At 72.5% G+C, this 21159-nt stretch carries 15 protein-coding genes; 13 read left to right on the top strand and 2 right to left on the bottom strand.

Annotated features, from left to right (window positions below; genetic code table 11):
- Positions 1 to 78: 78 nt before the first annotated feature.
- The 3 genes from coaBC (at position 79) to ACZ562_RS10075 (ending at position 5016) form a co-directional block, all read left to right on the top strand.
- Positions 79 to 1281 (top strand): bifunctional phosphopantothenoylcysteine decarboxylase/phosphopantothenate--cysteine ligase CoaBC, encoded by a 1203-nt coding sequence (gene coaBC / locus ACZ562_RS10085; RefSeq protein WP_471175860.1) that lies wholly within the window; start codon positions 79 to 81, stop codon positions 1279 to 1281.
- A 238-nt stretch (positions 1282 to 1519) separates the two neighbouring features.
- Positions 1520 to 2728: a methionine adenosyltransferase gene (metK, locus tag ACZ562_RS10080; RefSeq protein WP_471175857.1), complete on the top strand. Its 1209-nt coding sequence runs from the start codon at positions 1520 to 1522 to the stop codon at positions 2726 to 2728.
- A gap of 137 nt (positions 2729 to 2865) precedes the next feature.
- A complete protein-coding gene (locus ACZ562_RS10075; RefSeq protein ID WP_471175855.1) occupies positions 2866 to 5016 on the top strand; it encodes a primosomal protein N' in 2151 nt (716 codons plus the stop codon).
- Between the two features lie 387 nt (positions 5017 to 5403).
- On the opposite strand, the gene ACZ562_RS10070 is transcribed toward ACZ562_RS10075, so the two are convergent.
- Complete coding sequence (locus ACZ562_RS10070) at positions 5404 to 5949, bottom strand: hypothetical protein (protein WP_471175852.1); 546 nt, start codon at positions 5947 to 5949, stop codon at positions 5404 to 5406.
- 241 nt (positions 5950 to 6190) lie between these two features.
- On the opposite strand from ACZ562_RS10070, the gene fmt reads away from it, so the two are divergent.
- Complete coding sequence (fmt, locus tag ACZ562_RS10065) at positions 6191 to 7123, top strand: methionyl-tRNA formyltransferase (RefSeq protein ID WP_471175849.1); 933 nt, start codon at positions 6191 to 6193, stop codon at positions 7121 to 7123.
- A 108-nt stretch (positions 7124 to 7231) separates the two neighbouring features.
- The gene (locus tag ACZ562_RS10060) at positions 7232 to 8650 is read left to right on the top strand and encodes an RsmB/NOP family class I SAM-dependent RNA methyltransferase (protein ID WP_471175846.1); all 1419 of its coding nucleotides are present in this window, start codon (positions 7232 to 7234) and stop codon (positions 8648 to 8650) included.
- On the opposite strand, the gene ACZ562_RS10055 is transcribed toward ACZ562_RS10060, so the two are convergent.
- Complete coding sequence (locus tag ACZ562_RS10055; RefSeq protein WP_471175843.1) at positions 8631 to 10802, bottom strand: MMPL family transporter; 2172 nt, start codon at positions 10800 to 10802, stop codon at positions 8631 to 8633. The two genes, ACZ562_RS10060 and ACZ562_RS10055, sit on opposite strands and share 20 nt — an antisense overlap.
- A 134-nt stretch (positions 10803 to 10936) precedes the next feature.
- Between ACZ562_RS10055 and rpe the strand changes: the two genes are divergently transcribed.
- The 8 genes from rpe to ACZ562_RS10015 all read left to right on the top strand — a co-directional run.
- Positions 10937 to 11623 carry a ribulose-phosphate 3-epimerase gene (gene rpe, locus ACZ562_RS10050; protein ID WP_471175840.1) on the top strand — a complete coding sequence of 229 codons (687 nt, stop codon included), beginning with the start codon at positions 10937 to 10939 and terminating at the stop codon, positions 11621 to 11623.
- 78 nt (positions 11624 to 11701) lie between these two features.
- Positions 11702 to 12745, top strand: coding sequence for a sugar-binding transcriptional regulator (locus ACZ562_RS10045; RefSeq protein WP_471175837.1), 1044 nt, complete (start codon positions 11702 to 11704; stop codon positions 12743 to 12745).
- Positions 12746 to 12981: 236 nt separating this feature from the next.
- Positions 12982 to 14424 (top strand): GuaB1 family IMP dehydrogenase-related protein, encoded by a 1443-nt coding sequence (locus tag ACZ562_RS10040; RefSeq protein WP_471175835.1) that lies wholly within the window; start codon positions 12982 to 12984, stop codon positions 14422 to 14424.
- A gap of 87 nt (positions 14425 to 14511) precedes the next feature.
- Positions 14512 to 15030, top strand: a complete 519-nt coding sequence (locus ACZ562_RS10035; protein ID WP_471175834.1) for a GNAT family N-acetyltransferase — start codon at positions 14512 to 14514, stop codon at positions 15028 to 15030.
- A gap of 380 nt (positions 15031 to 15410) precedes the next feature.
- Positions 15411 to 16880 (top strand): amino acid permease, encoded by a 1470-nt coding sequence (locus ACZ562_RS10030; protein ID WP_471175832.1) that lies wholly within the window; start codon positions 15411 to 15413, stop codon positions 16878 to 16880.
- A 10-nt stretch (positions 16881 to 16890) separates the two neighbouring features.
- Positions 16891 to 17343, top strand: a complete 453-nt coding sequence (locus ACZ562_RS10025) for an Lrp/AsnC family transcriptional regulator (protein ID WP_471175830.1) — start codon at positions 16891 to 16893, stop codon at positions 17341 to 17343.
- A gap of 136 nt (positions 17344 to 17479) precedes the next feature.
- Positions 17480 to 18682, top strand: a complete 1203-nt coding sequence (locus ACZ562_RS10020) for an MFS transporter (protein WP_471175827.1) — start codon at positions 17480 to 17482, stop codon at positions 18680 to 18682.
- 90 nt (positions 18683 to 18772) lie between these two features.
- Positions 18773 to 21159 (top strand): sensor histidine kinase (locus tag ACZ562_RS10015; protein ID WP_471175825.1); only part of this gene is annotated, 2387 nt, incomplete at its 3' end.

The following is a 21159-nucleotide window of genomic DNA, read 5'->3' as shown; positions in this document are numbered from 1 at the left end:
TCCACAGGCCCGGCAGCGCGACTGCCGGGCCTGTGGTGTGTCATGGGGGTGTACGTTTCCTAGTCCCGGGGAGAGACGGTGGACAAGCCGAAGGTCGTTCTTGGTGTCAGCGGCGGCATCGCCGCCTACAAGGCCTGTGAGCTGCTGCGCAGACTCACGGAGTCGGGCCACGACGTCCGTGTCGTCCCCACCGCCTCCGCCCTGCACTTCGTCGGCGCCGCCACCTGGTCCGCCCTCTCCGGCAACCCCGTCTCCACCGAGGTCTGGGACGACGTCCACGAGGTCCCGCACGTCCGGATCGGCCAGCACGCCGACCTGGTGGTCGTCGCCCCGGCCACCGCGGACACGCTCGCCCGGGCCGCCCACGGTCTCGCCGACGACCTCCTCACCAACACCCTGCTCACCGCCCGCTGTCCGGTCGTCTTCGCCCCAGCCATGCACACCGAGATGTGGGAGCACCCGGCCACCCAGGAGAACGTGGCGACGCTGCGCCGCCGGGGAGCCGTGGTGATCGAGCCGGCCGTCGGCCGCCTCACCGGTGTCGACACGGGCAAGGGCCGGCTGCCCGAGCCGGCCGAGATCTTCGAGGTCTGCCGCCGGGTGCTGGCCCGGGGCGTGACCGAGCCGGACCTCGGGGGACTGCACGTCGTCGTCAGCGCCGGCGGCACCCGCGAGCCCCTCGATCCGGTCCGCTTCCTCGGCAACCGCTCCTCGGGCAAGCAGGGCTACGCCCTCGCCCGCACCGCCGCGGCCCGGGGCGCCCGGGTCACGCTGATCGCGGCGAACACCGGTCTGCCGGACCCGGCGGGAGTGGACGTCGTCCCGGTCGGAACGGCGGTGCAACTGCGCGAGGCGGTGCTGAAAGCGGCCGCCGACGCCGATGCGGTCGTCATGGCCGCGGCGGTCGCCGACTTCCGGCCGGATACGTACGCGACCGGAAAAATCAAGAAGAAAGACGGCCAGGAGCCCGAGCCCATCGTGCTCGTACGCAATCCGGACATCCTCGCGGAGATCTCGGCCGACCGCGCCCGGGGCGGACAGGTGATCGTCGGCTTCGCCGCGGAGACGGACGACGTACTGGCCAACGGCCGTACGAAACTCCGGCGCAAGGGCTGCGACCTCCTCGTCGTCAACGAGGTGGGGGAACGCAAGACCTTCGGGTCGGAGGAGAACGAGGCCGTGGTGCTGGGCGCCGACGGCAGTGAGACCCACGTCCCGCACGGTCCGAAGGAGGACTTGGCCGAAACCGTGTGGGACCTGGTGGTCGAACGCCTGGTGTGAATGGGGCATTCGCTTCACGGCGCGCCGAAACCTCGCACATTGGGGTGTGGCGACCCTGGCCAATGCCGCCCGGGATTGGGCAGAATGCCCGTGCCGCAGGGCACAGCGCTCCCGAGAGGCGAGACACGGGAGCCGGAGGCCGAGTGCGACCGATAAACTGTTCTCGGACGACGCCGGGCGCAGCCCCCGACCGTCCGCCAATGATCAGCCAGCAGCCGCTGCAACCCCAGGGAGCGTTGTGTCCCGTCGCCTGTTCACCTCGGAGTCCGTTACCGAGGGTCACCCCGACAAGATCGCTGACCAGATCAGCGACACCATTCTCGACGCGCTTCTGCGCGAGGACCCGACATCCCGGGTCGCCGTCGAGACCCTGATCACCACCGGCCTGGTGCACGTGGCCGGCGAGGTCACGACCAAGACCTACGCGGACATCGCGACCCTGGTCCGCAACAAGATCCTCGAGATCGGCTACGACTCCTCGAAGAAGGGCTTCGACGGCGCCTCCTGCGGCGTGTCGGTGTCCATCGGCGCCCAGTCCCCGGACATCGCCCAGGGCGTCGACACGGCGTACGAGACCCGGGTCGAGGGCGACGAGGACGAACTCGACAAGCAGGGCGCGGGCGACCAGGGCCTGATGTTCGGCTACGCGACGGACGAGACGCCGACGCTGATGCCGCTGCCGATCTTCCTGGCGCACCGCCTGTCGAAGCGCCTGTCCGAGGTCCGCAAGAACGGCACGATCCCCTACCTGCGCCCGGACGGCAAGACGCAGGTCACCATCGAGTACGACGGTGACAAGGCGGTCCGTCTCGACACGGTCGTGGTCTCCTCCCAGCACGCGAGCGACATCGACCTCGAATCGCTGCTCGCGCCCGACATCCGCGAGTTCGTCGTCGAGGCGGAGCTGAAGGCGCTCCTCGACGAGGGCATCAAGCTCGACACCGAGGGCTACCGCCTGCTGGTGAACCCGACCGGCCGCTTCGAGATCGGCGGCCCGATGGGCGACGCCGGCCTCACCGGCCGCAAGATCATCATCGACACGTACGGCGGCATGGCCCGCCACGGCGGCGGCGCCTTCTCCGGCAAGGACCCGTCCAAGGTCGACCGCTCGGCCGCGTACGCCATGCGCTGGGTCGCCAAGAACGTCGTCGCCGCGGGCCTGGCCTCCCGCTGCGAGGTCCAGGTGGCGTACGCCATCGGCAAGGCCGAGCCGGTCGGTCTGTTCGTCGAGACCTTCGGCACCGCGACGATCGACGCGGAGAAGATCGAGAAGGCGATCGAGGACGTCTTCGACCTCCGTCCGGCCGCCATCATCCGCGACCTCGACCTGCTCCGCCCGATCTACGCCCAGACCGCCGCGTACGGCCACTTCGGCCGCGAGCTCCCCGAGTTCACCTGGGAGCGCACGGACCGCGTGGAGGCGCTGCGCAAGGCGGCGGGGCTGTAAGACCGGCCACGGGTTCCGCCACCCGTCCTGCGGCAACCGTGCGAGGCCCGGTTCCCCTTGGGGAGCCGGGCCTCGGCGCGTCCGGCCGCAGCCTCGGGCGCCGTCGGCTGTCAGTGGCATTTGGTAAGAATGCAAGCGTGAGCAGCGAGAACGGGTCGGTGGACGGTGGGGCCGAACAGGCGCCGCCCGAGCAGCTTGCGCTGATTCGAGAGAGCGTGCGCAAGGCCCAGGTGCCGCGGGCCAAGCCGCGCACGTGGCGCGGCGCCGCACTGGCCAAGGAGCTGCCCGTCGCGCGGGTGCTGGTCGACAAGGGCGTGCTGCATCTCGACCGGTACTTCGACTACGCCGTGCCCGAGGAGCTGGACGCCGAGGCACAGCCCGGAGTGCGGGTGAGGGTGCGCTTCGGGGCCGGGCGGCACCGGGTGCGGGCGGGGCGGCGTGAGGGCGGGGGGCTGATCGACGGGTTCCTCGTCGAGCGGCTGGCCGAGTCCGACTACCCCGGGCCGCTCGCGGCGCTCGCCCAGGTCGTGTCGCCGGAGCGGGTGCTCAGCGCGGAGCTGCTGGGGCTGGCGCGGGCCGTCGCCGACCGGTACGCCGGCAGTCTCGCCGACGTGTTGCAGCTCGCCGTGCCGCCGCGCAGCGCGCGAGCCGAGCAGCGGCCGTCGCCGGAACCGCTCCCGCCGCCGACAGTGCCTGACGCGGGGTCCTGGGGGCGGTACGAGCGCGGGGCCGCGTTCGTGGAGTCCCTGGCCTCGGGCGGGGCGCCGCGAGCGGTGTGGAACGCGCTGCCCGGCCCCGAGTGGAGCGAGGAGCTGGCACGGGCCGTCGCGGCCACGCTGGCCTCGGGCCGGGGTGCGCTGGCTGTCCTGCCGGACGGGCGGGCGGTCTCGCGGCTCGACGCGGCGCTCACCTCGCTGCTGGGGCCGGGGCGGCACGCGGTGCTCACCGCGGACGCCGGGCCCGAGAAGCGCTACCGGGAGTGGCTCGCCGTGCGCCGGGGGTCCGTGCGGGCCGTCGTGGGCACGCGGGCGGCCATCTTCGCGCCGGTCCAGGATCTCGGGCTGGTGGCCCTGTGGGACGACGGCGACGACAGTCACAGCGAGCAGCACGCGCCGCAGCCCCACGCGCGTGACGTCCTGCTGCTGCGCGCCGCTCAGGACAAGTGCGGCTTCCTGCTGGGCAGTTGGAGCTGCACAGTGGAGGCCGCGCAGCTCGTGGAGAGCGGCTGGGCCCGGCCGCTGGTCGCGGCGCGGGAACAGGTGCGAGGTGCCGCTCCGCTGGTCCGGACCGTGGGCGACGGGGATCTCGCGCGGGACGAGGCCGCCCGTGCCGCACGGCTGCCGACGCTCGCCTGGCAGGTCGTGCGGGAAGGATTGCGCCACGGGCCGGTTCTCGTACAGGTCCCTCGGCGGGGATATGTGCCGCGTATGGCGTGCGCCGGCTGCCGGGCGCCGGCGCGGTGCCGGCACTGCTCCGGGCCGGTGGAGGCGCAGGAGGCCGGGGCACTCCGGTGCGGGTGGTGCGGGCGCGAGGAGGGCGCCTGGCACTGTCCGGAGTGCGGTTCCTTCAGGCTGCGGGCCCAGGTCGTCGGGGCGCGCCGGACCGCCGAGGAACTGGGGCGTGCGTTTCCGGCCGTTCCGGTGCGGACCTCCGGGCGCGAGCACGTGCTGGACACCGTGCCGGGGGCGCCCGCGCTGGTGGTGAGCACGCCGGGCGCCGAGCCGGTCGCCGAGGGCGGTTACGCGGCGGCGCTGCTGCTGGACGGCTGGGCCATGCTCGGGCGGCCCGATCTGCGTGCCGGTGAGGACGCGCTGCGGCGGTGGATCGGGGCATCCGCCCTCGTACGGCCGCAGGGTGCAGGAGGAACCGTCGTCGTTGTGGCCGAGCCCACGTTGCGGCCCGTGCAGGCGCTGGTGCGGTGGGACCCCGTCGGCCATGCCGTGCGGGAGCTTGCCGAGCGGGCCGAACTGGGCTTCCCGCCGGTGTCTCGGATGGCGGCCGTGGCGGGGCCGCCGGAGACGGTCGCCGACTTTCTCCGTGCCGTGGAACTGCCCTCCGGGGCCGAGGTGTTGGGGCCGGTTCCGGTGCCCGACACGGCGGCGGGACGGCCGCGGCGGGCGGGGGCGCCGCCTCCCGGGGAGCACTGGGAGCGGGCCTTGGTCCGGGTGCCGCCGGGGAGCGGGGCCGCGCTGGCGTCCGCGCTGAAGGCCGCGCAGGCGGCGCGGATGGCGCGTGGGGGCGGGGAGGCGGCGGTACGGGTCCGCATCGATCCGCCGGACATCGGGTGAGAGGGCTCCGCGCTGCGGGTGTGGTGCGGTCCGCGGATGCGGGGTGAGGGGCGGTCCACGGATGCGCGTGTCCGCCGGAGGTTGGGTGCGTCGTCCGCAGGGCGGGGGTGTGGTGCGGGTTGCCGGCGATCGCGTGAGAAGCGGTCTGACGGGCTCTCGGGGGAGGTGCGCTCTGCTGGGAAGGGGGGAGGCGTGGTCCGGTGGAGGTTGGGTGTGTGTGGTCCGCAGGCCGGGGGGTGTGGTGCGGTTTGCCGGAGGCCGGCTGAGGGGCCGTCTGCCCGGCTCCGGGGGAGGTGCGGTTGGCCGGCGTCGGGTCGGGCGGGACCGTCGCACGGCGTGTGTGCGGTTGCCCTCCCGGACGTGTCCCGGGAGGGCAGGGGTGGGCGCTCAGCCGTTGCGTGGGCCGGGGAAGGCGGTCGGCCTCGGCTCGTCGCGGAGGGCGGCGCTGCCCGTCGTCGGCTGGGTGGGCATGGAGCGGGCGGCGGGGACCGTCGGCACCGTGGGGATGCCGGTGCTGACGCTGACCGTGCGGGCGGCCGACGCGTCCGGGGTCCGCTCGGCCTCGCCGGCCGGCGCCTGGGCCGCGGCCCGGCGGGATCCATAACGGCGGTGCACCGCCTGCTTGGTGACCCCGAGGGCGGAGCCGACCGCGTCCCACGAGAAGCCGAGCGATCGGTCGAAGTCCACGGCGGCCGTGACCAGGCTCTCGACACTGTCCCGCAGTTCCTGGGCGAGACGGACCGTCGGGGCGGGCGCGCGTCCGTAGACGACGAAGCCCGTGGAGGGGCCGGAGCGGCGCGGGCGGTAGACGTTGCCCAGTTGGGCGGTGAGCGTGCGCAGTGCGTCCACCTGCCGGCGGACCCGCTCGATGTCCCGCACCAGCAAGTGCAGGCTGGCCCGAGCCTGGGCGTCGTGGGTTGCGTGGTCGGCCATGAACAAGCCTCTCGAACCGGCGTTGAAAAGGATCGGGCCGCGCGATTGCGGCCCGCTGTGGTCAACTCTCTCTTGACCAACGCGTGTGCGCTCCGCTGGTCACGCACCGGGGGCGTATCAGTATGTGCGTACGCCCCCGTGGGCGTCGCCCGTGGGGGTTGCTCGCCGTCGGCGGCATCACGTCGCCATAGACTTGTGCGTTGCCCGCAGCCAACCCCGCCCGAGAGGCCCGAACCCACCTATGAAGCTCGTCTTCGCCGGTACCCCCGAGGTCGCCGTTCCCTCCCTGGACGCTCTGATCGCCTCCGGGCGCCATGAGGTGGCCGCCGTCGTCACGCGCCCCGACGCACCTGCCGGGCGGGGTCGCCGACTGGTCGCCTCTCCCGTCGCCCAGCGGGCCCAGGAGGCCGGGATCGAGGTGCTGAAGCCCGCCAGGCCGCGGGATCCGGAGTTCCTGGAGCGGCTGCGGGAGATCGCCCCCGACTGCTGTCCCGTCGTCGCCTACGGAGCCCTGCTGCCCAAGGCGGCCCTCGACATCCCCGTCCACGGCTGGGTCAACCTGCACTTCTCGCTGCTGCCCGCCTGGCGCGGGGCGGCGCCCGTGCAGCACGCCGTCATGGCGGGGGACGAGATCACCGGGGCTTCCACCTTCCTCATCGAGGAAGGGCTCGACTGCGGTCCCGTCTACGGCACGGTGACCGAGGTGATCCGCCCCACCGACACCAGCGGCGACCTGTTGACCCGGCTCGCCTTCGCCGGGGCCGGCCTGCTCGCCGCGACCATGGACGGGGTCGAGGAGGGCACGCTGAAGGCCGTACCGCAGCCGGCGGAGGGCATCACGGTCGCACCCAAGATCACCGTCGAGGACGCCCGGGTCGACTGGACCGCCCCCGCTCTGCGTGTCGACCGGGTGGTGCGCGGATGCACGCCCGCGCCCGGTGCCTGGACCGCCTTCCGCGGCGAGCGGCTCAAGCTCGTCCACGTCGTGCCCGTGCCCGAGCGGACGGAACTCGCCCCGGGTCAGCTGTCGGTCGGCAAGAACAACGTCCACGTGGGCACGGGTTCGTACGCGGTCGAGCTGCTGTGGGTGCAGGCCCAGGGCAAGAAGCCGATGAAGGCGGCGGACTGGGCGCGCGGAGTCCGGATCGCTGAGGGCGAGACCCTCGGGGAGTAGGGCGAGCCTGCTTCGGGGCCGAGGCGGGCACCCCGGGGGAGCAGCAGCGGAGCGGGTGCGACGTACGCTTGGTGCGTATCCCTCCCTGACATCCGGAGCACCTTTTCTGTGAGTGACCAGCCCCGTCCTCCCCGCAAGCCCGGCAAGCCCTACCGCCGGCCCAAGAAGGACCCCGTCCGCGTCATCGCCTTCGAGGCCCTGCGGGCCGTGGACGAGCGGGACGCGTACGCCAACCTGGTTCTGCCGCCGCTGCTGCGCAAGGCGCGCGAGGGCGGAGACTTCGACGGGCGGGACGCCGCGCTCGCGACCGAGCTGGTGTACGGGACGCTGCGCCGCCAGGGCACGTACGACGCCGTCATCGCCGAATGCGTCGACCGGCCGCTGAAGGATGTCGACCCGCCCGTGCTCGATGTGCTGAGCCTCGGCGTGCACCAGCTGCTCGGGACGCGGATTCCCACGCATGCCGCGGTCTCGGCCTCTGTCGAGCTCGCCCGGGTCGTGCTCGGGGACGGACGGGCCAAGTTCGTCAACGCCGTGCTCCGCAAGGTCGCCCAGGACGATCTCGACGGGTGGCTGGAGCGGGTCGCCCCGCCGTACGACGAGGACCCCGAGGACCATCTCGCCGTAGTGCACTCGCACCCCCGGTGGATCGTCTCCGCGCTGTGGGACTCGCTCGGCGGCGGGCGAGCCGGGATCGAGGATCTTCTGGAGGCCGACAACGAGCGGCCCGAGGTGACCCTGGTGGCCCGGCCCGGCCGGGCCACGACCGAGGAGCTGCTCGGCGAGGAGGCCGCGGTGCCGGGGCGCTGGTCGCCGTATGCCGTGCGGCTGAGTGAAGGCGGCGAACCGGGCGCCGTGGAGGCCGTGCGGGAAGGGCGCGCGGGCGTACAGGACGAGGGCAGCCAGCTTGTCGCGCTGGCCCTCGCGGGCGCGCCCGTCGACGGCCCGGACGAGAGGTGGCTCGACGGCTGTGCCGGGCCCGGCGGCAAGGCCGCGCTGCTCGCGGCGCTCGCCGCCGAGCGCGGGGCCGTGCTGCTCGCCTCCGAGAAGCAGCCGCACCGGGCGGGACTGGTGGCGAGGGCCCTGCACGGCAACCTCGGGCCGTATCAGGTCATCGCCGCCGACGGGACCCGGCCGCCATGGAGGCCGGGCTCCTTCGACCGGGTGCTGATGGACGTGCCGTGCACCGGGCTCGGCGCACTGCGGCGGCGCCCGGAGGCGCGCTGGCGGCGCCGCCCCGGCGACCTGGAGGCGTTCGCGCCGCTGCAGCGTGGCCTGTTGCGTACGGCCCTCGACTCCGTCCGGGTCGGCGGGATCGTCGGCTACGCCACCTGCTCGCCGCACCTCGCCGAGACCCGGGCCGTCGTCGACGACGTGCTCAAGCAGTACCCCGCGGCCGAACTCGTCGACGCCCGGCCCTTCCTGCCCGGCGTACCGGCCCTGGGCGACGGTCCCGACGTACAGCTGTGGCCGCATCTGCACGGGACCGACGCCATGTACCTGGCGCTCATTCGGAGGACTGGCTGACGCGTGTCCCGGGCCGGGTGACGGCGGCGGCCCCGCCGTCCTCCCGGGCCAGTCGGTGCGGCCACCACACCTTCGGGCCCGCGTCCAGGAACAGCGCCGTGACCAGCACCGAACGTACGACGAAGGTGTCCAGCAGCACGCCGAAGGCAACCGCGAAGCCGATCTCCGCGAAGCCGACCATCGGGAGCGTGCCGAGCGCGGCGAAGGTGCCGGCCAGGACCAGGCCGGCGGATGTGATGACCGCGCCGGTGGCCGCCAGGCCCGTCACCACGCCCGGGCGGGTGCCCTGGCGGGCGGCCTCCTCACGGATGCGGGTGGTCAGGAAGATGTTGTAGTCGATGCCGAGCGCCACCAGGAAGACGAAGACGAACAACGGGAAGTCCGTCGTCTCGCCCGCGTAGTCGAAGATGTGCCGGAAGGCCAGGGCGCTCGCGCCCAGCGCGGCGGCGAAGGACAGCACGACCGTGCCGATCAGCAGCAGCGGTGCCACCAGGGCGCGCAGCAGCACGCAAAGGATCAGCAGGACGACCGCGAGCACCGCCGGGATGATCACGACGTTGTCGTGCGTCGTCGCCGCGTCCATGTCGAGCAGGGCCGCGGTGCCGCCGCCCACCTGGGCGTCGGCGCCGGGCACGTCGTGCACGGCGTCCCGGACGCGCTCCACCGTCTGCTTCGCGGCCTCGCTGTCGGCCGGATCGGTCATGGTCGCCTCGAACAGCACCTTGCCGTCGTGCGTGGGTTTCGTACCCGGCGGGACGTTGAGGCTGGTGGGCACGACTCCCTCGGTCGACGCGACGACCCGGCCGACCTGCACGCCCTGCGCCTGGTTGGAGACGATGACCAAGGGGTCGCCGCTGCCCGCCGGGAAGTAGCGTTCGGACACCTCCTGGCCGGTGATCGAGTCCGGTTTGCCGGTGAAGGCGTCCGCGTTGCTGATGCCCTCGGCGCGCAGCTGGAGCAGGCCGAGGGAGAGAACGGCCAGGGCCAGCGCCGTGGCGCCCCAGACGACGCGCGGGCGGAGCGCGAAACGGCGGCCCATGCGGGCCCACAGGCCCCGCTCGGTCGGGTCCGGGGTGCCGAGGTGCGGGATGGCCGGCCAGAAGATCCAGCGGCCGAAGACCAGCAGCAGGGCCGGGAAGAGCGTGAGCATGGCCAGCAGCGCGACGGCCACGCCGATCGCGGCCACCGGCCCGAGGCCCCGCGTCGAGTTCATCTCGGCGGCCAGCAGCACCAGCATGCTCAGGACCACCGTCGCGCCGGACGCCAGGACGGCCGGGCCCGCGCGGTGCAGGGCAAGGGCCATCGCCTCGTGGCGGTCCTCGTGGCGGCGCAGTTCCTCGCGGTAGCGGGCGACGAGCAGGAGGGCGTAGTCGGTGCCCGCGCCGAAGACCAGGACCGTGAGGATGCCCGCGCTCTGGCCGTTGACCGTCAGGCCGGCGTGCTCGGCGAGCAGATAGATCAGCGCCTGCGCCGTGAACAGCGAGACGACCACCCCGAGCAGCGGCACGAGGAGGAGCGTCGGACTGCGGTAGGTGATCAGCAGCATCACGATCACGACGGTCATCGCCGAGAACAGCAGGGTGGAGTCGATGCCCTCGAATGCCTCGGAGAAGTCGGCGGACGTGCCGCCGGGCCCGGTGATGTGGACGGCGAACCCGTCGCGGCTCTCGCCGGTCCGGTCACGGATCGAGTCGACGGCGGGCCCGATCCGCTCCCAGCCCTTCTCGTCCATGGTGATCGGCACATAGATCTGCGCGGCCTCGGGCGACGCCGTGGCGTTGTAGACGGGGCCGCGGGTCTCGGTGCCGCGGATGCCGTGGTCGGTCAACTGCTTGATCTGGTCGACGTCCTCGGCGATCGTCTGCCTGTCCTGGGCGGTGAGCCCGCCCTCGCGCGCGTAGACGACGACGGCCGGGATCTGTTCCGGCCTGAACCCGTCGGCCGTGTTCAGGACCTGGGTGGACTCCGCGGAGCCCGGCAGCCAGGAGGCCGCGTCGTTGTCCTGGGCGTCGGTGAGCTTCTGCGCCAGTGGTGCCGCGACCACGAGCACGATCAGCCAGAGGGCGACGATCAGCCACTTGCTGCGATGCCCGGTGATGAATCCGATGAGTCCCTGGCGCACATGGCGCCCGTGGTCTATCCCGTCCGTCATGGCCACCCCCGCAGCCGTATCTGGAGCCGGTCGGCGGCCAAGCATGGCACGCCGGGCACGGTCGCGACATCCGGCGAAGGTCCTAGGTACGGACCGGCGCGAACAAATGTGCCCGGACATGGCAGGCTTGGGTCATGGCCGCGCAGATCAACCCCAGCATCCTGTCCGCCGACTTCGCCCGCCTCGCGGACGAGGCGAAGGCGGTCGAAGGAGCCGACTGGCTCCATGTCGACGTCATGGACAACCATTTCGTCCCGAACCTCACGCTCGGTGTGCCGGTCGTAGAGTCCCTGGCCCGTGCGACGGACACTCCGCTGGACTGCCATCTGATGATCGAGGCCCCCGATCGGTGGGCGCCCCAGTATGTCGAGGCGGGGGCCGGTTCCGTCACCTTCCACGTCGAGGCGGCCGCCGCTCCGGTCCGGCTCGCCCGGGAGATCCGGGCAAAGGGTGCCCGTGCCTCCATGGCACTGAAGCCCGCGACGCCCGTCGAGCCGTACGAGGATCTGCTCCCCGAGCTCGACATGCTGCTGATCATGACGGTCGAGCCGGGCTTCGGGGGGCAGGCGTTCCTCGACATCATGCTCCCGAAGATTCGCCGCACCCGCGAGTTGATCAGCAAGCACGGTCTCGAACTGTGGCTCCAGGTCGACGGCGGAGTGTCGGCCGCCACCATCGAGCGCTGCGCGGACGCGGGCGCCGACGTCTTCGTCGCGGGGTCGGCGGTGTACGGGGCGTCGGACCCGGCCGAGGCGGTACGTGCACTGCGCACCCAAGCCGAGGCGACCACCGCCAAAGCGTCCTGGGCGTGCGACCACTGAGCCACAGGAACGTGAACGGCTCCCATCAGGGCTGATCAAGTCCGCCGGATCTGCAAGGATGAACGGCGAATCCAGAGTGTGAACAGCAGTGAGGAGATGGCCGTGTCGGGTATGTCGGCGGGCCGGTCAGCCATGCGGATGGGACCCGCTGAGCTGGTGCAGGCGGCGGCCATGGCCCGCCGCTTCTACCTCGAGGGCAAGTCCAAGATCCAGATTGCCGAGGAGTTCGGCGTGAGCCGCTTCAAGGTGGCCCGGGTCCTGGAGACCGCCCTCGAACGGGATCTCGTGCGCATCGAGATCCGTGTCCCGGCCGAGCTGGACGCCGAGCGCTCGGATGCGCTGCGCGCCCGGTACGGCCTCAGGCACGCCGTCGTGGTCGAGTCCCCGGCGGATGCCGAGGAGTCGCCCGAACCCGAGAACCTGGGGGAAGTGGCCGCCGACCTGCTCGGCGAGCTGGTGAACGAGGGAGACGTCCTGGGCCTGGCCTGGGGCCGGTCCACCATCAACATGGCGGCCGCCCTCGACCGGCTGCCGCCGTGCACCGTGGTGCAGTTGACGGGTGTGTACGACGCCGGGACCGCCGAACGCGGCTCGGTGGAGGCGGTGCGGCGCGCCGCGCAGGTGTCGGGCGGCGACGCCCATCCCATCTACGCGCCGATGCTGCTGCCGGACGCGGCCACCGCGGCGGCGCTGCGCAACCAGACGGGGATCGCCCGGGCCTTCGAGTACTTCGACAAGGTCACGGTCGCCTGTGTCTCCATCGGCTCCTGGGAGCCGGGCATCTCGACGGTGCACGACATGCTCAGCGACGAGGAGCGGGCGCACTACGCCTCGCTGGGCGTCGCCGCCGAGACGTCCGCGCACCTCTTCGACGCCGAGGGCCGCCGGGTCGGCCGGGACCTGGGCGAGCGGTGCATCACCGTCAAGGCCGACCAGCTCCGCCGTGTCCCCGAGGTCGTCGCGATCGCGGGCGGGCAGCGCAAGGCGGCCGCGATCGACGCGGTGCTGCGGTCCGGGCTCGTCACCAGCCTGGTGACGGACACGTCGGCCGCGGACTCTCTGATGACGGCCGGCCCGCCGCCGAAGCCCGCCCTCAACCGGGCGGACCCGGACGGCCTCTGACGCGAGTCGTGAGGGGGGAGGGCCGTGGCGGCACGCCGCCGCGGCCCGATCCGGCCCGATGGCCACCGGGCCCGCCTGGTGCCCGCCTTTGGAGGTTCCTCCTAGCAGGCCGCTGACCGGCCTGGACGATCTGCCCGGGCATCGCATACCGGCTGACATGGGACAATGAAGTACGTGCTCTTCCCCCTGGCTGACCTGTCCGGGGGCCACCTCTGATCGACTGGGATGTGCAGCACGTGCGTTTCCTCAATGACATCCAGCCCGCGTACGACCTGACGTACGACGACGTGTTCATGGTGCCGAGCCGCTCCGCGGTCGGCTCCCGGCAGGGCGTGGACCTCAGCTCCCCGGACGGCACGGGCACCACGATCCCGCTGGTCGTCGCCAACATGACCGCCATCGCCGGCCGCCGCATGGCCGAGACCGTGGCCCGCCGCGGCGGCCTCGTGGTCATCCCGCAGGACATTCCGATCGACGTCGTCACCGAGGTCGTGTCCTGGGTCAAGAGCCGCCACCACGTCCTGGACACCCCGATCGTGCTGGCCCCCCACCAGACCGTCGCCGACGCACTGGCCCTGCTGCCCAAGCGCGCGCACAACGCCGGTGTGGTCGTCGACGAGGAACAGCGGCCCGTCGGCGTCGTCACCGACCAGGACCTGACCGGTGTCGACCGCTTCACCCAGCTCGAAGTCGTCATGTCCAGGGACCTGTTGCTGCTCGACGCGGACATCGATCCGCGCGATGCCTTCAACCGGCTCGACGGGGCCAACCGCCGTTACGCCCCCGCCGTCGACAAGGACGGCCGCCTCGCCGGCATCCTCACCCGCAAGGGCGCCCTGCGCGCCACGCTCTACACGCCGGCCACCGACGCGCGGGGCGGGCTGCGCATCGCCGCCGCCGTCGGTATCAACGGCGATGTCTCGGGCAAGGCCAAGCAGCTGCTCGACGCGGGCGTGGACACGCTGGTCATCGACACGGCCCACGGCCACCAGGAGTCGATGATCGGCGCCATCAAGGTGGTGCGCGCGCTCGGCCCGCGGGTGCCGATCGTCGCGGGCAACATCGTCGCCGCGGAGGGGGTCAGGGACCTCGTCGAGGCCGGTGCCGACATCGTCAAGGTCGGTGTGGGACCGGGGGCCATGTGCACCACCCGGATGATGACCGGCGTAGGCCGGCCGCAGTTCTCCGCCGTCCTGGAGTGCGCTGCCGAGGCGAAGAAGTACGGCAAGCACGTGTGGGCCGACGGCGGGGTCCGCCACCCGCGCGATGTCGCCATGGCGCTGGCGGCCGGTGCGTCCAACGTGATGATCGGGTCGTGGTTCTCGGGGACCTACGAGTCCCCGGGCGACCTTCAGCACGACGCGAGCGGCCGCCCCTACAAGGAGTCGTTCGGCATGGCGTCCGCGCGTGCCGTGCGCAACCGTACGTCGGACGAGTCGGCGTACGACCGTGCCCGCAAGGCGCTGTTCGAGGAGGGGATCTCCACGTCCCGCATGTTCCTCGACCCGGCCCGTCCGGGCGTCGAGGACCTGATCGACTCGATCATCGCGGGCGTCCGCTCCTCCTGCACCTACGCCGGTGCGGGCTCCCTGGAGGAGTTCGCGCAGAAGGCCGTCGTCGGCATCCAGAGCGCGGCCGGTTATGCGGAGGGCAAGCCGCTGCACGCCAGCTGGAGCTGACGCAACTCCCTTTCACAGGGCCCCCGGTGTCCCACCGCCCGGGAAGATCGGGGGCCGTACGCGTGCCGGGGCTCTACCGTCGGGCGCATGGAGATCACCGTCTGTCGGGCTGCCGACGTCGAACTGCTCGACCGGTACATCGGCTCGCCCGGGGCCACGTCCTTTCACGCCCGCCGCTTCGTGCGGCAGAAGGCGGGCCACAGCACATATCTCGTCGCGTGGCTGGACCGCCGGCCGGTGGGGCACGCGGAGGTGCGGTGGGACGGGTGCGCGGCTCCCGAGGTCACGCTCGAGGGCTGCCCGGAGATCAACGCACTGGCCGTATGGCCCGAGGCACTGCGCTCGCGTGGCATCGGCAGCGCGCTGATCCGCAGGGCCGAGGAACTGGCCGGGGAACGCGGCCGCGCGGTCATCGGTCTCGGCGTCGCGGCGGACAATCCGCGAGCCGCCGCGCTGTACGCACGACTCGGGTACCGGCCCCTGACCCGGTACCTCGACCGCTACGCGTACGAGGATCACGACGGCACGACCCGCGAGTGCGTCGACCCGTGCACCTTTCTCACGAAGGAACTGCCGTCAGGCTCTCTTGACGTCACGCAGCCATGACGCAGGACGAAGGGACCCTCGGCCTGGCCGGGTTGCGGGAACTCCTCGCGCTTCGTGCGGTCCTGCCCGCAAGGCCGAGTACGCACGTCAGCTCACCGTCCGCGCGGCCGAGGCGAGGGCCGTCGCAGGGACCCGAGGAGGGCTGACGGGCCGCGTGCGTAACGGTCGGCAGCAGCCGTGCAACGAACGCCCGCCCCGATGCGATGAACGCAAGGATCTTGCGGAGATGCGCAAGGTTGCTGCATTACGACCGTGATGCCCTGGCTCATAGGGTCATGCGCTGTACGTGGCGTGGCGGGGACCCCGCTCGGTGGGTCCCTGCTCGCAGGGGTGCCGCCGGTCCCCGCCGCCCTGAGAGGCAGCGACGAAGGAGTCAGCCCGTGCTCGACCAAGGCGCACCCCCGCACGACAGCACCCAGACGGACCCACCGTCCGCGGGACTCGGTGCGCGTCTCATGCGGCGCAAGCCCGTGGAAAGCCTTGTCGCAGAAGGAGGCCAGGGCGAAGGAGGAAGCCTGCGCCGCTCCCTCGGACTGTGGCAGCTGACCATGATCAGCATCGGTGCCACCCTCGGGACCGGCATCTTCGTGGTCCTCGGCGAGGCCGTCCCGAAGGCCGGTCCGGCCGTCACGCTCTCCTTCGTGATCGCCGGTCTGACAGCCCTCTTCTCGGCCCTGTCCTACGCCGAGCTCGCGGGCACCATTCCGGTCGCCGGGTCCTCGTACTCGTATGCGTACGCAACGATGGGCGAACTCATCGCCTGGATCTGCGGCTGGTGTCTGGTCCTGGAGTACGGCGTCTCGGTCGCCGCGGTGGCCGTCGGCTGGGGGGAGTACCTCAACGAGCTGCTGGACGGGACCATCGGCGTGACCATCCCGGACGCGCTGTCCGCCCCGCCCGGAGACGGCGGCCTCTTCAACCTGCCCGCACTGATCGTCGTACTCCTGGCGATGGCCTTCCTGCTCGGCGGCGCCAGCGAGTCCGCCCGCGCCAACACGATCATGGTGGCCGTGAAGATCGCCGCGCTGGTGCTCTTCTGCGCGATCGGCATCCGGGGGTTCAGCTCCGGCAACTACGAGCACTTCATGCCGCTCGGCATGGCCGGTGTCAGCGCCGCGGGCGCGACGCTCTTCTTCTCGTACATCGGCTTCGACGCCGCCTCCACCGCCGGCGAGGAGGCCAAGAACGCGCAGCGCGACCTGCCCCGCGCGATCATGCTCTCGCTCGTCATCGTGACGGCCCTGTACGTCCTGGTCGCCGCCGTCGCCGTCGGCGCCAAGCCCTGGAAGCGGTTCGGCGACTCCGAGGCCGCGCTCGCCCAGATCATGCGCGAGGTCACCGGGCAGACCTTCTGGGGAACCCTGCTGGCCGCCTGCGCCGTCATCGCCATCGCCAGCGTCGTCCTGACGGTGCTGTACGGCCAGACCCGCATCCTCTTCGCGATGTCCCGCGACGGGCTCGCGCCCAAGGTCTTCGCCAGGGTCAACCCGAAGACGGGCACGCCCCGCGCCAACACCGTGATCGTGTCCCTCTTCTGCGGAGTTCTGGCCGCGGCCATCCCGCTGGGTCAGCTGGCCGACGCGACCAGCATCGGCACCCTCTTCGCCTTCGGGCTGGTCAACATCGCCGTCGTGGTGCTGCGCCGGACCCGTCCGGACATGCCCCGCACCTTCCGCGTTCCGCTGTCGCCGGTCCTGCCGGCCCTGGGCCTCGCCTTCTGTGTGTGGATGATGGGCAGCCTGTCGGCCGTCACCTGGGTTGTCTTCGGAGTCTGGATGGCCGCGGGGCTCGTGTTCTACTTCGTGTACGGCTATCGCCGTTCCCGTCTCGCTCCGTCCGAAGTGAAGTGAACGACCCCCAGTGCTGAACGATCTCGACGAACGCATCGTGCACGCCCTCGCCGAGGACGCCCGCCGCTCCTACGCGGACATCGGGCAAATGGTCGGCCTGTCCGCGCCCGCCGTGAAGCGGCGCGTGGACCGGCTGCGCGCCACCGGCGCCATCACCGGTTTCACCGTCCGGGTGGACCCGGCGGCACTCGGCTGGGAGACCGAGGGGTTCGTCGAGATCTACTGCAGGCGCCACACCTCGCCGGAGACCATCCAGCGGGGCCTGGAGCGCTATCAGGAGGTCGTGGCCGCCTCCACCGTGACCGGCGAGGCGGACGCGATCGTGCAGGTCTTCGCCTCCGACATGCGGCACTTCGAGCGCGTGCTGGAGCGGATCGCGGGAGAACCGTTCGTGGAGCGGACCAAGTCCGTCCTCGTGCTGTCGCCGCTGCTGCGCCGCTTCTCGTCGGGGTCGCCCACATAATCGACTGCCAGGTGCGACGGGTTGCGCCTACCATCGGTCACATGACCTGGCGACATTGATCCACCAGCCGTGCCTCCCGAGGGCCGCCTCGGACGCCGTATCCCCGGCATCCGATCCGTCCCTGCGGGAAGGCCTCATGACACTCTCACCTGCGCGTGTGCCCGCCACCGGCGTCCGGCGACTCGCTGCCACGCTGTACGGCTACGCGTTCTTCGAAGACTTCGTCCTGCTCTACCCGGTGTACGCGCTGCTCTTCAGCGACACCGGTCTGTCCGTCTGGCAGATCTCGTCCCTCTTCGCCCTCTGGTCGATCACCGGTGTAGTGCTGGAGGTCCCCTCCGGCGCCTGGGCCGACGCCGTCTCCCGTCGGCTGCTGCTGTGGCTGGGCCCGCTGCTCACCGCCGTCGGCTTCGCCCTGTGGGTGCTCGTCCCTTCGTACTGGACGTTCGCGCTCGGCTTCGTGCTGTGGGGTGCCGGGGGAGCCCTCGGCTCCGGGGCACTGGAGGCCCTGGTCTACGACGAACTGGACCGGCTCGGTGCGGCCGGCCGGTACGCGTCTGTCATGGGCAGGGCGCGGGCGGCGGGAATGGTGGCCGTGATGGCGGCGACCGGGCTGGCCGGCCCCGTGTTCGCATGGGGCGGCTACCAGGCCGTGGGGGCGGCGAGCGTGCTCGCCTGTCTGCTGGCCGCGGCGACGGCGACCCGGTTCCCCGAGGACCGGGGTGATGCGGCAGGCGGCGGCGGATGGGCGACGACCCTGCGGGCCGGCCTCTCCGAAGCCCGCCGTGACCGGTCCGTGCGCGGGGCGCTCCTGCTGGTCCCGGCCGTCACCGCCGTATGGGGCGCGCTCGACGAGTACACACCGCTGCTGGTGCGCGGCACCGGCGTGGCCGACGGGACCATCCCCTGCCTGCTCCTGCTGATCTGGGCGGGCGCCACGGCCGGAAGCCTGCTGGCGGGTCCGGCCGAACGCCTGGGCACGGCCGGACTCGCCGGCCTGCTCACGGCCGCCGCGCTCGCCCTGGCCGCGGGCGCCGCCGCGGGGACCGTGGCGGGCATCGCTCTCGTCGCCGCCGCCTTCGGCGGTTTCCAGCTGGCCGAAGTGCTGGCCGACGCCCGGCTCCAGCGGCGGATCGACGCCACCGGCCGGGCGACCCTGACCTCGGTGGCGGGCCTGGGCACAGAACTGGCCACCGTCGTCGTGTACGCCGGGTACGCGGCGATCGGCACGAGGACCGGGCACGGCACCGCCTTCGCCATGTTCGCGGTGCCGTATCTGATGACGGCGCTGCTGCTCGCGGCCGGGCGGCCATTGCGGTCCCGGTGGGGCATCCCGTAGGTTGTCCGGCGTTCACTACCGGTGGGTAACACCGATCGGTAACCGAATTCTCGCCACGCCCTCCGATCGTCCCGTCGCCCCGGGGAGACCATGCGCAGGCCCATCCGCCGCCCCACCACGGTCCGCGCGCGGATCGTGGCGCTCGCGCTCGCTCCGGCGATCGCCCTGATGGCGCTGTGGAGCTTCGCCATGGTGTCCGTCACGGGCGACCTGCGCGCGCTCGTACGGCTCCAGGGGGTGTACGAGGACTTCGGCACCCCCGTCGACACGGCGGTCGGGCAGATCCAGATCGAACGGCGGCTCGCGGCCGCGTACTTGGGGGCCGGTCACGGCACGGCCGTCTCGGACCTGATGGAGCAGCAGCGCCGCACCGACCGTGCCGTGAGCGCCATGCGCGACGCGATCCGGGAAGGGGACCGCGACCGGCTCTCCGACCGGCAGCGACAGGCCCTCGACGCCATGCTCGACACCGTCGACGGGCTGGAGGGGCTGCGCGATCGCGTGCTGTCCCGGGACATCTCCTGGGACCGGGCGGTGACCGAGTACGGCGCCCTCGTGGAGCCGGGCTTCGACGTCCAGTCGACGCTCACCGCACTGCAGGCCGGTCAGCTGGCGCGCGAGGCCCAGGTCGTCATCGAGCTGGTGCGGGTACGGGAGTTCGTGTCCCGCGAGGACGCGCTGGTCGCCGGGGCGCGGGCCGCCGGCGCCCTCACCGACGGCCAGTACGACACGCTCACCGCCGCGATCGAGGACCGAAGGGTCTTCGAGCGGACCTACGTGCCCGACCTGCCCGCGGACTCGCGGTCGCTGTTCGAGGAGTTCCAGCGCGGTGCGCTCCACCGGGAGTTGGAGCGCGGTGAGGACGCCCTGCTGCGGGCGGGAGCCGGCCGGGCGGGCGTGGCGGTCGCGGCGGACTCCTGGCGCGCGACGACCGACCGGGCCGTCAAGCGGTACATGCTGCTGAGCACGCGCTCGGCGAAGAACTCCGCCGAGCGCGGGCGGGAGTTCGCCTACCGGGAGCTCGGCAACGCCGCCGTGGTGGGCGTGCTCGGACTCGTCGCCGTGGGTGTGTCCCTGTGGTTCGCGGTGCGCGGCGCCCGTCGCATCTCGCGCCGCCTGGAGATGCTGCGCGATGCCGCGGACCTGCTCACCACGCGTCAACTTCCTGACGTCATGGCGCGGTTGAGTGCGGGCGAGGAGGTGGACGCGGTCGCCGAGGCGCCGCCTCTGGCCGACGGAGAGGCGGGCACCGACGAGATCGGGGACGTCGGCCGGTCCTTCAACATCGCCCGGCTCGCGGCCGTCGAGGCCGCCGTCAAGCAGGCCACCCTGCGCCGCGGGCTGTTCGCGGTCCTCCTCAACATCGCCCGCCGCAACCAGGCGCTCGTGCACCGTCAGCTGAAGCTCGTCGACCGGCTGGAGCGGCGCACGGACGACCCCGACGTACTGCGGCAGCTCTTCCGCGTCGACCACCTCACCACCCGGATGCGGCGCCATGCGGAGAGCCTGATCATCCTGTCCGGCGCGGCGCCCGGCCGCAGATGGCGGCGACCGGTTCCGATCGCCGACGTCGTCTCCTCGGCGGTGGGCGAGATCGAGGACTACGCGCGCGTGGAAGTGCCGCCGATGGAACGGTTGGGCATCGCGGCGGACGCCGTCGCGGACGTCGTCCACCTGGTCGCCGAACTCCTGGAGAACGCCACCTCGTTCTCGCCGCCCCACACCAGGGTGACCCTGCGCACCGGCCGGGCTCGCGGCGGCTTCGTCCTGGAGATCGACGACCGCGGCCTCGGTCTCGACGCCGACCGGCTCGACGAGGCCCACCGCACGCTCTCGGCCCCCGACGACTTCGACCCGACCCGCCACGACCGACTCGGCCTCTACGTGGTCGGCCGCCTCGCCGCCCGCCACGGCATCCGGGTCACGATGTGCGGTTCGCCGTACGGCGGGACGACCGCGGTGGTGCTGCTGCCGGAGGGGGTGCTGGCGGAGGTGGAGGCCGAGCCGGGGCGGTCCCGCTGGGTGGTCCCGGCGGGGCCGGGAGCCGAGCCGGGGCGGGTCGAGAGGGCCGGGGACGGGTCGGTTCGGGTGCTGCCCGTGCGGCGCCGGCCGTCGCGAAGCGATGTGCGCGGCGCCTCCGAGCACGGCAGCCCGGCCTCCGCGACGCCCGCCCTCCCCACCCGCGTCCGTCAGGCCCCGCTCCCGGCCGCCGTGCGGGACGACGGGCCGCCCCCTGAAGGGAAGCCGGAGCGCGACGTCACCCCCGAGGAGATGCGTGCCGTCTTCGGGGCATTTCAGCGCGGGCTCGACCGTGGGCGCAGGGGCCTGCCCGCGCGCCCCGGCCCCGCACAGCCGACCGACACCGAGGAAGGGACGGACGGCGTGCCGTCTTCGGGGCATTTCAGCGCGGGCTCGACCGTGGGCGCAGGGGCCTGCCCGCGCGCCCCGGCCCCGCACAGCCGACCGACACCGAGGAA

The sequence above is a fragment of the Streptomyces sp. NPDC040410 genome, from assembly GCF_055595715.1.
Note: the sequence above shows the minus strand (reverse complement) of the source record. Positions and strands in the feature narration are given on the sequence as shown.